15 protein-coding genes are annotated in these 13,139 nt (G+C 30.1%); all 15 read right to left on the bottom strand.

Translation table 11 applies throughout. The annotated features are described in order from the left end of the window. Positions 1-91 precede the first annotated feature (91 nt). The 15 genes from QZZ11_RS05910 to QZZ11_RS05840 all read right to left on the bottom strand — a co-directional run bounded on the left by QZZ11_RS05910 (position 92) and on the right by QZZ11_RS05840 (position 12,904). Positions 92-1,429: a preprotein translocase subunit SecD gene (locus QZZ11_RS05910; RefSeq protein ID WP_292474422.1), complete on the bottom strand. Its 1,338-nt coding sequence runs from the start codon at positions 1,427-1,429 to the stop codon at positions 92-94. Further along, a complete protein-coding gene (locus tag QZZ11_RS05905; protein ID WP_292474420.1) occupies positions 1,416-2,267 on the bottom strand; it encodes a protein translocase subunit SecF in 852 nt (283 codons plus the stop codon). The genes QZZ11_RS05910 and QZZ11_RS05905 overlap by 14 nt, the downstream gene beginning before the upstream one ends. Positions 2,268-2,489: 222 nt before the next feature. After that, positions 2,490-2,978, bottom strand: coding sequence for an NAD(P)H-dependent oxidoreductase (locus QZZ11_RS05900; protein ID WP_292474418.1), 489 nt, complete (start codon positions 2,976-2,978; stop codon positions 2,490-2,492). A gap of 13 nt (positions 2,979-2,991) precedes the next feature. After that, positions 2,992-3,459 (bottom strand): flavodoxin, encoded by a 468-nt coding sequence (locus tag QZZ11_RS05895; RefSeq protein WP_292474416.1) that lies wholly within the window; start codon positions 3,457-3,459, stop codon positions 2,992-2,994. A 179-nt stretch (positions 3,460-3,638) separates the two neighbouring features. Beyond that, positions 3,639-4,100, bottom strand: coding sequence for a flavodoxin (locus tag QZZ11_RS05890; protein ID WP_292474414.1), 462 nt, complete (start codon positions 4,098-4,100; stop codon positions 3,639-3,641). Positions 4,101-4,111: 11 nt separating this feature from the next. Further along, positions 4,112-5,140, bottom strand: coding sequence for an N-acetyl-gamma-glutamyl-phosphate reductase (gene argC, locus QZZ11_RS05885; RefSeq protein WP_292474412.1), 1,029 nt, complete (start codon positions 5,138-5,140; stop codon positions 4,112-4,114). 22 nt (positions 5,141-5,162) lie between these two features. Further along, the gene (locus QZZ11_RS05880; RefSeq protein WP_292474410.1) at positions 5,163-6,050 is read right to left on the bottom strand and encodes a hypothetical protein; all 888 of its coding nucleotides are present in this window, start codon (positions 6,048-6,050) and stop codon (positions 5,163-5,165) included. Between the two features lie 49 nt (positions 6,051-6,099). Continuing rightward, positions 6,100-6,978, bottom strand: coding sequence for an acetylglutamate kinase (argB, locus tag QZZ11_RS05875; protein WP_292474458.1), 879 nt, complete (start codon positions 6,976-6,978; stop codon positions 6,100-6,102). Between the two features lie 29 nt (positions 6,979-7,007). Further along, positions 7,008-8,204, bottom strand: coding sequence for a bifunctional ornithine acetyltransferase/N-acetylglutamate synthase (gene argJ, locus QZZ11_RS05870; RefSeq protein ID WP_292474409.1), 1,197 nt, complete (start codon positions 8,202-8,204; stop codon positions 7,008-7,010). A gap of 83 nt (positions 8,205-8,287) precedes the next feature. Beyond that, on the bottom strand, positions 8,288-8,722 hold the full coding sequence (locus QZZ11_RS05865; protein WP_292474407.1) for a hypothetical protein: 435 nt from the start codon (positions 8,720-8,722) through the stop codon (positions 8,288-8,290). 13 nt (positions 8,723-8,735) lie between these two features. Then, on the bottom strand, positions 8,736-9,950 hold the full coding sequence (locus QZZ11_RS05860) for a hypothetical protein (RefSeq protein ID WP_292474405.1): 1,215 nt from the start codon (positions 9,948-9,950) through the stop codon (positions 8,736-8,738). A 1-nt stretch (position 9,951) separates the two neighbouring features. After that, positions 9,952-10,992, bottom strand: a complete 1,041-nt coding sequence (locus tag QZZ11_RS05855) for a Zc3h12a-like ribonuclease (protein WP_292474403.1) — start codon at positions 10,990-10,992, stop codon at positions 9,952-9,954. Positions 10,993-11,238: 246 nt separating this feature from the next. Beyond that, positions 11,239-11,610 (bottom strand): nascent polypeptide-associated complex protein, encoded by a 372-nt coding sequence (locus QZZ11_RS05850; protein WP_292474402.1) that lies wholly within the window; start codon positions 11,608-11,610, stop codon positions 11,239-11,241. A gap of 241 nt (positions 11,611-11,851) precedes the next feature. Then, positions 11,852-12,181: a DUF2304 family protein gene (locus tag QZZ11_RS05845; RefSeq protein WP_292474400.1), complete on the bottom strand. Its 330-nt coding sequence runs from the start codon at positions 12,179-12,181 to the stop codon at positions 11,852-11,854. A 12-nt stretch (positions 12,182-12,193) separates the two neighbouring features. After that, positions 12,194-12,904 carry a glycosyltransferase family 2 protein gene (locus QZZ11_RS05840; protein WP_292474398.1) on the bottom strand — a complete coding sequence of 237 codons (711 nt, stop codon included), beginning with the start codon at positions 12,902-12,904 and terminating at the stop codon, positions 12,194-12,196. Positions 12,905-13,139: the final 235 nt, after the last annotated feature.

Here is a 13,139-nt window from a genome sequence, read left to right as displayed (position 1 = left end):
TTTTTACTATTTATTTTTGATTAAAAAAAAGACTGTTTAATAAGATTAAATATAAACTTTTTATTTTTTTAAAAAAAAGTTAAAAGAAGAATTATCGTCTTTTTTTAGCTTTTTCAGCTTCTTCACGAGCGATTGTTTTTCTTCCTTTCTTTTTGTTCTTTTTAGGTTTGGATTCTGAAGATTTACTAATGTTAATCTCTTCTCTTGGATTTCTTACAAGGAATGTTTCCATATAATCAGCAAACACAGGTCTTGTAATGAATATACCAATTAGAACCCCAACTACAGTAGTTACTGCAAAACCAGTAAGCATACCAATACCTGTTGCACCTCTAGCAAATCCGATATATGCTAATGGAAGCATAGCTGCAATAAGTGTTCCTGCAGATGCATACACTATGAAAAATGCATCTTTAATTCTTGTTTTAACAATATTTTTTCTGTTACTTTTATCACGTCGTGCTAATACTTCATCAGTCATAACGATTTGATCGTCTACACCAGTACCTATTGTTGCAATCATACCCGCAATAGCAGATAAGTCCAAGTTCCAATGGATTAATGATGCAAATCCAAGGATGAGTACAAGTTCTGATAAACTTGTTACAACAATTGGAAGTACTAATGATGGTGATTTATATTTTAATGATACAATGATTACTATTGCAATTAAAGCTAGTAAACCTGCAATCAATGAACCGGTTTCAAACTGTGAACCTAATTCGGCTGATACACTGTTTACACCACTGATTGATAGTTTTACAGGTAATGCACCAGATTCTAATACTGTATGGATCTCATTTGCTTGAGTTTGTGCTTGTTCTTTGGTTTGTTCTCCTCCAGATACTTCTATATCTGTTGAACCTACACCGTTTGCTAATCCTGCATCGAGTTGTGGTGAAGAAATCAATTTGTCATCAAGGTACATTTGTACTTCAGCACCAGCTTGTCCTTTAGCAACTTCTGCAAATTTATTTGCAGCTTCTGTTGATACACTAAATGGTACTTTCCATCTTGTTCCTGTTACTTCTGCAGCAGAAACTGTTGTAATATCTGCACCGGTTAAAGCTGTTTTGTTATTAATTTTTGCTTCGAACTTACCTGGTGTACTAATAATACGTTCTACTTCTTCGGGTTGTACTCCCGCTATTTCAACGATAACATCTTGACTACCACTTTGTCTTACTTGAACATCACTTATACCAAATGCATTTAACCTTTTATCAAGAACTGCGGTTACTGTATTCATTGTATCCTGATCTACTGGTTCTTCAAGATGTAACTGTATCATTGAACCTCCAGCTAAATCAAGACCTTCCTGAAGACCAAATATGCCTATGGATATTACACTAATCAGTAATAATACTATAAGCAGTATTGTTCTAGGTCGTTTTAAAAATTGTTTGGTGGCTTGATTAATTGTGACCACCCCTTTCCATATGCCATTTAAGAATTCCTAAGTTCATAAGCCATGTGGATAATAAATCTGAGAGTAATCCCATTATAAGAACTGCTGATATGTCTGCTAATACTTGAGCTGAAGGTATGAATATTTTTACTACTATAAATAGTACAATCATTGAGGCTAGTGCTGTAATTGTAAGGGTTATTCCTGTTTTACAAGCACCTTCTGCTCTATCATCAAGATCTCCATCTTTACGTTTAAGTAAACGTGTTGTAAGAAGGATATCTGTGTCTACTCCATACCCTATAAGCATCAGTAATGCACCTACACTAGCTACAGAGAGTGGTATTCCAAATACTGACATACTACCCACAGCAATTGATAAGTTACATACTGCTGAAAGGATAATAGCTAATGATGGTACAGGATCTCTAAATACATAAAATACTGTAATGGCCATAAAAAGGAATGCGAATATGAGTGCATACGCAATTTGTTCCATAGCAGCTTTACTTAAAAGAGCTCCTACACTTTTAAAGCTCATGATATTGAATCTATCCGAAAATTTCTGTTCAAATTGGGCTTGATCAACATCACCTGATATTGTAACTGTTGCCGTGTTTCCTGATAGGGAAGTTTTCACGTCATGTATTCCCAATTCTCCAGAAATAATGTTTGTTACTTCTACTTCAGACATAGGTTCTTTTAATTCTAATGTTACTAATGTTCCACCTTTTAAATCAACACCTTCATTTAATCCAAAGATTCCAAGGTATAATAATGATAAAATCATTAGTAACACGGGAATTATAATTAAAGGCTTATGAGATTTTCTTGTAATATATGTGATTACATCTACCATCTCATGTTCTCCTATGTTATCTGATGAAATAAATCATCAAAATAAATTATTCATTTTTTTAAATTTTCATTTATTATGCTATTATTTATATTTTTTACGATATTTAATATTAAAGTAATTTTTCGTATTATTTAATAAAAAAGTATTTTGTTAGAAAAAAATTTTAAAGATAATAATTTTGATGAATGGGGGTTATGCTTTAAAAAAAGATAGTATGGGAGATTACGAATATAAATCCAGATCTAACTCTTTAATGATTTTTAATGTGTTGATTTTTATTTCATTTTCACTTTTGTTATTGACTCTCATAATAAACGAGTTTAAAATTATTCCACCGTTATTTTCGATTTTCTTTTTCATATGTTTTAAAACATCATAACCCTGTCTTGAATTGGTGGTGGTAAATATCACTACTTTTTTATTTTTAAATGAATTATTTTCTATGAATGTAGATATTGAGGGTGATATTCCACCAAATGTGGAGGGACTTCCAACGATAATTAAATCATAACCATTTAAATCAATTGTTTCAGGATAAATGTCAGTATTATTTGAGCGAAGTGCATTATAATTATTTTTAATATTTCCTAGGATACCAGTTTTTTTATTCAAGTCTTTAATTTCAACTATTTCAGCTTCAATTTTTTCTTGAATAATTTGGGATATAAATTTGGTTTTTTTGTTTGATGAGAAGATTATTATAGAAGACATATTTTTCGCCATTTTAAGTTAAATTTAAATCATTTAGTGCTTCACGTGTACGACTCATAATTTCCAAATCGGAACAGTTTGTTCTTATAGAAAATGCTCCGACTACATTTCCGTTTTGTTTTCGTACCAGTTTAGCCATTTTGTTCATTGCATTATGGCTACCACCAATTTTCATAGTATTAAACAGTACTACATTCTTATTTTTGAAATCGGTATTATCTATAATTTTTTTTATTGCAGGAGTAATGCTTCCTAACCATATGGGAGTTCCAATAAAAATGGTTTCGTAGTAATCTATGTCTATTTTTCTAGGATTTATACTTGCTGAATCGATTAAACTTGTGAACATATAGTCAAAAACGGTTCTTTGTGTTGTATAATCGGTTATTTCTTTAATATGGGATTTTATTTCTCTTTTAATGGTATGTGCGACTAATCCCGTATTTCCTGATCTTGTGTAAAAAACAACTAAACTTCTCATATAATACACCATAAAAATTTACATGACTTAAATTTCTTTAATATATTCTATAAAAATAAATTTATTTAAACTTATTTAATCAAAAATAAAAAATCATTGATTTAAAATAAAATTGGATTTATTTTTCAAAGTATTTTATAAAATATGTAGTTAAAAATAAAAAAAATATAAAAAAGAGTTTAATCATCGTTTAAAGCTTCTTGAACTAACTGTTTCTTATCGTTTCCAGTCATCCTAAAAGCAAAAGAACGTTTAATCTTACCGCCTTTATCTTTAATCCTATTATTCATGGCGGTAATTGTTGCTTCACCACCACTTCCCATAAATGTTGCAAAAGTAACAACATTGGTTCCGGAAAAATCATTTTCCTCGATAAATTGAACTATAGCTGGAGTAGGTTTTGAAGCCCAAACAGGAGTACCTATGTAAACAGTATCATATTTGCTTAAATCATTTTTTTCATAGTTAATTCCAGTTTTTTTTCCTCGAAAAGAATCAATAGCTCCTATAACATAACCAAGTGGCCCTGATCTACTTTTTTTATCTTTAATTTCTAGAAGTTCTGCATTTTTTTCTTCAGCAATTAATTCTGCAACTTCCTTAGTATTGTTTGTTCTTGAATAAAATATAATTAAATCCATATTAAAACTTCCTAAGGATATAACCCTACTTCTTTCAATCCTTCAGTTTCATCAAATCCGAACATGATGTTCATATTTTGGATAGCCTGGCCGGAAGCACCTTTAACAAGGTTGTCAATAGCAGATACAATAACTAAATGATCCATATCATCTAATGAGATACCACCAATTTGACAGTTATTGGAACCACGAACGCTTGCAAGAAGTGGTACTTTGTTATCTTTTAGAACCTGTACAAACGGTTCATCTTTATAATATTCAGAGTATAATGAATAAACATCTTCAGCAGTTACATCATCCTTTAAAAGGAAGCTGTGGTTTGTTGTAATGATACCTCTAATAACCGGTACTAAGTGTGGTGTAAATGATATTTTTACATTACCTGAACCAAAATTATTCAATTGTTCTCTAATTTCAGGAGTATGTCTATGATTTGAAATGGAATACGGTTTTACATTGTCAGTACAGGTTGGATAGTGTGTAGTTGCTGATGGATTTACTCCAGCACCACTAACTCCAGTTTTACTGTCTAAAATTATTCTATCAACCAATTCATTTTCAACAATAGGGAGGCTGGAAAGAATTGCTCCGGTAACAAAACAACCAGGGTTTGCAATAAGGTCTGCATCTTTAATTAGTTCTCTGTTAATTTCAGGTGAACCAAATACAGCATTTAATTCTGGATGTAAATGTTCCTTATGATACCATTTTTCGTAAGTTTCAATATCTTTAAATCTGAAATCTCCACTTAAATCTATAACTCTGGAATCATTATTTAAGTATTCAGGCACTAGTTTCATTGATGCACCATGAGGAAGAGCACTGAATACTAAATCAGCATCAATATCCTTTGGATCCGGGTTGGAAAATTTTAGATCTAATGTTTCAAGATTTGGGTGAAGTTCACTAACATATTCTCCTTCATTTTTACGACTTGTAACATATTTAATGTTTACATTGTTATGTCTTGAAAGTAATCTCATTAATTCTCCACCGGTATATCCACTAGCTCCAATAATTGCAACATCTATTTTACTCATTTATATTTCTCCTATTTTTTTTTTAATCTGAATATTTTTTTACATTTTTAAAATGTACTTTTGCAACTTTATCTATGATATTTTTATCAATATCTTTTGGTTTAGTTTTTCTAAGGTTAATATTATATCTTTTTTCTATATCTTTTAATCTTTTTTCATAATGATACTTAGCAATAATACTGCTGGTTGCAACAGGAATGAATCTTTCACCATTTGTTTCTTGAATAATTTTAATATTTTTATTCACATCAAGATATTCGTTCATTTTCTTATAATCAAATTTATCAATAATTACAAGAACATTTGTTGTGTTAATTTGGCTTAGAAGATTTGTAATGACTTTTGAATGAAGATAAGCTAATAAATGGTTTAAATTTTTTCCTTCACTTTTAAACTTAGCATATAATTTATTATAACTAAATGGTGTTAAAACTATGCTTTCCTGTTTAATATTTAATTTTTCAATCTCACAGTACAAATCCAAAATATTTTTCCGGGATAATTTTTTGCTGTCTGTTACACCAATTTCTTTTAACTTTAAATTTTCTTCATGTGATGTACATACAGCAGTAATAACTAATGGTCCATACCATTCACCCTTACCAGTTTCATCAGAACCTATAGTAAATTCATAGTTTTCAAGAAAACTCACAGTATTTTTATTATTATTTTCAGTATATTGTTTGGTGTGATTGGAGTAATATTCTTTATCTTCAAGTATCTTACTTAACAAATCATAACATTCAGCATTGTCATTATAAACTAACTTTTTTGAATTATACAAAATAAAAACAATTTTTCCATCTTTAATACGTGTATGTTCATATTGATGGGGTTTTTCATGTTTATATTCTTTTGTTAAATTTAAAAAACGATTAATTTCATTATCAGTTAATTCTACAGATTTCATAACAATCTTAAAAAATAATTAAATAAAAAAAGGAGGTTAATCGAATTAATTATTCACGTACCATAGTACCGATACCATCTTTTGTGAAAATTTCTAATAATATGGAATGTTCAATTCTACCATCAAGAATATGGGCGGTTTTAACACCATTTTCAACAGCATTAATACAAGTTTCAACCTTAGGAATCATACCACCAGTAATGATACCCTCTTTAACTAGTTCTTTTAATTCATCAACATGTATTCTTCTTATAATACTTTCAGGGTCATCAGGATCTGTTAAAATACCTGGAACATCAGTTAAAACAACAAGTTTTTCAGCATTAATATCGGAAGCAAGACTACCTGCAACGGTATCTGCATTAAGATTCAATGTATTTCCTGATTCATCAGTACCTAATGGTGCAATAACAGGTATATAATTTTCTTGAGTTAACACATCAATTAAATTACTATTGATTTTATTAATTTTTCCAACATATCCTAAATCAACTTCAAGTATTTCACCATCCTCTTGTTGAATTTTTGTTAAATCTCTTTTTGAAGCTTCTATTAGGAAATCATCTTTTCCTGAAATACCTATGCTTTTTCCACCATGTAAACCTATTTTTGATACTATGTCTATGTTAATTTTACCAATAAGAACCATTTTAACAATATCCATGGTTTCAGAATCGGTAACTCTTAGTCCACCAACGAATTTTGGAGTTTTACCCATTTTATCCATTGCTCTGGATATATCCGGACCTCCTCCATGAACAACTAATGGTTGCATTCCCACATATTTTAAAAGGACGGTGTCTCTTGCTGTTGAACTCATTGCATGTTGATCTATCATAGCATGTCCACCATACTTAATCATTATCTTTTTATTATGAAATTTTTTAATATAAGGTAAAGCTTCTATTAATACATTACTAATGTCTATTGGTTCATAGTCTACCATTTTTATTCCTCCTATGTCGTATAATCTGCATTAATATGTACATATTCACATGTTAAGTCACAACCGTATGCAGTAGCATTATAATTTCCATCATGCACATCCACTTTGATTATGACAGTTTTTTCTTTCATTATGCTTTCAGCTTCTTCAAGTAATTCTGGTTTATCATAAGTTGTGACAAAACCTTTATCTACAATTACAACATCTTTGTCTCTATTTCCTATACTAATTGAAACATTTTCCGGATCAAATTCTACACCAGAATATCCCATTGCACTAATAATTCTTCCCCAATTTGGATCTGCACCAGCTAATGCAGTTTTTACAAGACTTGAAGAAACTATACTTTTTGATAAACTTATTGCATCATCTTCAGTTTTAGCTCCACTGGCAATAACTTCCATAAACTTATCTGCTCCTTCACCATCTCGGGCAATTTGTTTTGCAAGACTGGTACATACGTAATCTAATGCTTCTTGGAAATTATCATCTATTTCACCTTCAACATCATTGGTACTTAATAGTAAAACAGTATCGTTAGTACTTTCATCACCATCAACAACAACCATGTTGAATGATTTTTTGATACTTTTGTTTAAAGCTTCCTGTAAACATTCCTGAGGTACTTTTAAGTCGGTTGTAATAAATCCTAACATAGTTCCCATATTAGGTGCAATCATACCTGAACCTTTACAAATACCTGCAACTTTAAATACAGTTCCATCCTTCAATTTGTGTTCAACCGCACATTCTTTTCGTACAGTATCAGTAGTAAGAATGGCATCTGCAGCATTATTTGCTGATTCTCTGTTATTATCTAATTGTGATAATGATTTTTCAGCAACCGGTTTTAAAATCTCCATAGGCATTTGTCTACCAATAACACCGGTGCTGGCTACAGCTACATCTTCAACAGGAATATTTAAACTATCAGCAACTAGCTGTGCTAATTCCAATCCTTTCTTTATTCCATCTTCTTTAGTGTAACAATTCGCATTTCCACTATTAACAATTATGGCAGAAATATTACCATTTGCTATATGTTTTCTTGTAATGTCAATTGGTGCTGCATAAACTTGGTTTGTAGTGTATACTCCAACGGCTGTAGAATTTTCATGATAAATGATGGTCACACCGTATTTACCTTCTCTGTATCCACTAACTTTCACAGAATCAATTGCACAAATTCCATTATCTAAAATTTTCATATTCTTATTTCCTAAAAAAAATTAATATTCTAAAAAAATATAAGAGGAGATTAATTATTCAAAATATTAAATCTAGTTTATATTTATCTTGTAGACTGTTGGCTTGATCCACTTCCACCTGATTGTGATCCACCACTACTGGTGTGTGGTGAACTTCCACCAGAACTTCCAGAAGAGGAAGAACCGGAACTACTACTGCCTGATGAAGAACCGCTTCCACTAGAGCTACTTGAGGAATCACTTGAACTACTTGAGGAATCACTATTATTACTAGATGAACTAGATTTTTTATAATTGTTTGAACTAGATTTTTTTGTCGTAGTTTTTGTATAGTTTTGAGTTACATTTGAGTCATTTATAGATAACACGGTGTCATTTTCTAATTCTTCTAAATCATCAAGTAAACTTTCTTGTGGGAGGTCTATATGTACAAATGCTGATACTATTGTTCCACAGGCTAAAGCGGCAAGTCCTACTACTAAAATTAATAGAATTTTTGATTTTGTTTCACCATTCATATATTTTCCCTCCTTAACTAGCAATTGTAACAACTAATAATGCAAATAACAATGCAACAAATCCTAACCATGCATTACCAGTATTCCATCCAATCATTGTAACGATGAAAACAAATAAGAAGACACCTATTAATAAAGAACTTTTATTTGTAATAAAGTCCAAAGCACTTCTTGTAAACTCTGATGGTATGTAATATCCATACTTACCATTTGCTAAGTCAAAGACAATAACAGGAGTATCATCGTAAATTTTTAATTGGTCACTTAAATGTGCGTTTTCACCAGCTTCTCTTCTACTTTTTCCTATACCTACCCTTAGGTTTAATCCATTATTCATAGCATACCATGCACAGTCCAATCCCGTTTTTAAAGCAATTTCTTTATTTGGGAAGTTAATGATTAAATCATCTCCACCAACACGATATCCTTCAATTTTCCCTTCACTTTCATTAGCAATATATGCATTGATGTCATTCATTATTTCAATTAGTTTATCTTTACCATATTTAGAAATAAATCCTGTTGAATCTTTAGCATCTATGTACATGAAGTTATCTATTTGCATTGGAGTTAAATCTACTCGTTCTAAAGTTGGAATTGTTTCAAAGATTACTCCATATTCTCCACCAAGTTTTGTGAAGCCCACTCCACTTGTAGGTCCAATTTCCATATTCATGTCAATTGCACGTTCAATGGATGCTGCACCAGTCATTCCCACTGCTGCTCTAACATTACACCCATTTTGCATACCTAAAGAAATAAGTCTTATTGCAACTCTTATTCCTTCTTTTTTGGAGGGCATTCTAGAAACAAGTTCGGTTTTACCTTTTTCTATTATTTCACCATTTGCTTTAAGAATCATTTGAGCAAATGTTTCCATGATAGGAGATGGTTTAAATAATTCCACATACAAGTAACGGTCATTACCCATAATGATGTTACTTAATAATGCAAATTCATTTACTTCATCTTCTGCAGGTTTAATTTCAATGAATTTCCTGTTTTGAGGTAAATCTCTTTGGTCAATTTCCTGTTCTAAATTTGCAAATATTGTTTTACTGTTTATCTCTGCCGGTTTTATTTCAACCAACATAGTTTTAGTAAGATTAATTAAAGAAACATAATCTGTTTCTAATTCATTTGTTGCAAAATAACTTGTTCCTATACTTATAACTCGTTTATGAAGAAGTTGGCTGAATAATCTTTTCATTAGATTATTAAAAGCCATTTTATCTTCTTCCTCCACGTTCTATAGATATTTCGAACTGTCCTGGTTTTTCCATAAGCATACTTGGTTTAACAGATACAATCGGGAATTTCCATGTTCCTAATCTAGCTGCCATAGTACTTGCAATATTTCTTGAATTATGTTTAATGAATGAATAATCAGAATCGTTAATTATGATATTTAAATTAAATGGTGATTCTTCTAATACTTCATCTGAGTAAATTATGTTTAATTCGAAGGTTCCAGGTCTTGTGAATAAATCATTTCTTACAGCTACTAATGGTGAATGATCTAAGTTAAGTTTGTTTCTAACAGTTACTGCAATAGTTCCTGCATTTTTAACAGCTTCTTTGTAGTCTTTTGGATTAACTAATACAAATATTAAGAAATCTGCTTCTTCAACATCATCATCAACAAAGCTTACCATTTTATTTAAGATAGGAACTTTCATAAAGATGTTTTCTAATTTTGAATCTATTGCATTATCTTCTTCTTTATTTACTCTATTAATTGCTTCTTGTGCTACGGCTAATCCTGAGAATTTTCTGTTTTTCTTTGACTTATATACATCAAATCCTCTTGTTTCAAATTCATTTAAAGATTTAGAACAGATTTTTTGTAGTAAGTTTTTTACTTTTTTAGGTGGTGCTGGTTTTCCTATTTGGAATCTACCATTTTTAACCCTGTACGGTAATCTTCTACTGTTTATATCTTGGAATTCATCCTGATAATCTCTAAAGAAATCATTGGATAATATTTTAGCATCTTCTTCATATGCTAAGTTTAAAATGTAATGATCAGCTATAGTACCTGCCGGTACAGGAAATACTTCTTCATTTTGGATCATTTCATTAAAGCCATCTTTATCATCAATTTCATGTCTTAATGGTGCATCTGATAATACAATTGGTTCGTGTCCTAATTTTTCAAGCGTACTTATAGCTACTTTTAATGTTTTAAGACTTGGTGTTACTTTACCTGTTTCTTCATCGGGTTGTTGTCCGTAGTAAGCAACATTTGACCCGTCAACAATTATTTTCAAAAGATCACCTTTTTTCTTTTATTTTTTTATTCTCTGTTCATTATTTTCTAATATTTAATATAGTTTTCTTAGTATTTATTTATTTCAAAATTTCTTTTATCTTGTATTTTTAATGATTTACAATCGTTTTATACCTTTTTAATTGATAATAATCTTTTGTTAATCTTAAGAATTTAAAATATTTCTGATTTTTTACTAAGAACACACTATATTTTTTCTAATATTAATGTTGGGTATACTTCAGTATTATGATAATCTCATAATAGCTTCAGCTAAGTCACCATTAGCTTCTTTTAATGCATTTTCTGCTTCTTCTTTTGATTTTCCAGTTTGTGAAGCTACTAAATCAATGTCGTCTTCTGAAATTTCAACTTCTGAAGCATCTTCAGTGTCTGCACCTTTAATTCTTTCTTCTGCATTACCTGATATTTGGTAAGTTTCAGTACCCATAGCTTTCATGATACTGACTTCTGCATCTTTAATAACAATTTCTTTGTCTTTGAGGGTAATAACTACTTGTTCGACTCCTTCAAGTTCTTTCATGTTCATACCCATTTGTTTCATTTTCTTTTCCATTTGTTTTAGTTGTTTTGGACTTATTTTGCCACCTGGGAACATTATTTCTCCTCCTTTGTTTTAAAACCTGTGAAAATATTATATTATAATATTAATTTATTCTATATATATTATGTAATTTATTTACTATTAATGTTTGTAGAAAAGCAATTTTTTGAAGCAAAAGAAAATATAAGGATATTGTAATAATACCTTAAAGAAATACATTTCTTATCTTATTATATATAAAAAAAAATTAAAACAGGTTATATAATCTTTATTTAAAAAAAATATTGAAGAATAATTATTCTTCATTTTCCTTGAGGGTTAATTGACTAACAAGTTCGTTTATTCTTTTCTTCTGTTGTTCTATTTTATTATATAATTTAAAAACTATGTAGAAAAGGAACAATATAGAAACAATATAAACACTATCTAAACCACGACCAATACCAAATAAGTTAGCAAAGTGTGTTGTAATTGCTGGAAATAGTGTTACGATTATTATTATTATCCATACGAATGTCCATAATGCAAATACGCTATTGCTGAATGATTCGTTTCTATATCTAAAGATACCTAATGCAATGCCAATTATACTAAGTAACAGTAATATAATCTGATAAGTTAACATTTTACTTCCACCTTATTTTTTCAGAGTTTCATTAATAAACTCTAAAACAATTTTTATTCCAACAATAGTGTTTGTTCCTTTTTGAATGGTACGTTCATCATAAATGGTGGTCATAGGAACTTCCAATAGTTTTAAATGTTTACGATTTATTTCACCAATTATTTCACTACTTACTCCATAGTGGGGACTTTTTAAATTAAGTTGACGTGCTGCTTTATTGGTGAATCCTCTTAGTCCTGACTGTGAATCTTTTACCATTTTTCCCTGGAATAAGAAAGTAATGTAATTCATTACAGTATTACCAAAACGTCTACCTGTAGGCATATCATCAAAATCACGGGCAGCTATAACAACATCTGCCTTACCTTCTTGTAATGGTGGATATATATTATATAAATCATCAGGGTTGTGTTGGCCATCAGCATCAAAGGTAATCATTATATCGGCACCTTTGCTTAGAGCAGCCTGAATACCCGTTTTAATTGCTCCACCTAATCCTACATTTATAATGTGTCTGTAATGGTAAACATTTGGATTAAATTTTTTAACTAATTGTCTTGCAATGACAGGACTATTGTCTTTAGACCCGTCATCAACTATTATAACTTTAAATCCACGTTCCACTAATCCAGTTACTACTTCTTCTAATGTTTCCTCTTCGTTATAACAAGATAAAATAATGTAAATGTCTGATGTAATTGGTGGTATGTCTTCCTTGTTCATATTATGTTTAGCCCCAGTTAAATTAGTCTATATTTTTTGTATATCGTTAATAATATCTATATTAAAAATACTTTTTAAACTTTTTTTATAGGAAGAGTATCTGACAAAATTATCTTTTTATTTGTTTTTGTAATACTTTTTATCATTTTGACATTTTTTTGTTTATTATTATATTTATTTGATTATGGGTTTTATATTAGTTATCAGTTCCCCTTTTATTTGTTATCATGTCTGG

Source organism: Methanosphaera sp. (assembly GCF_016282985.1).
Classification (GTDB): domain Archaea; phylum Methanobacteriota; class Methanobacteria; order Methanobacteriales; family Methanobacteriaceae; genus Methanosphaera.
The sequence above is the reverse complement of the archived record's forward strand: the minus strand, read 5'-3'. Positions and strand labels throughout refer to the sequence as shown.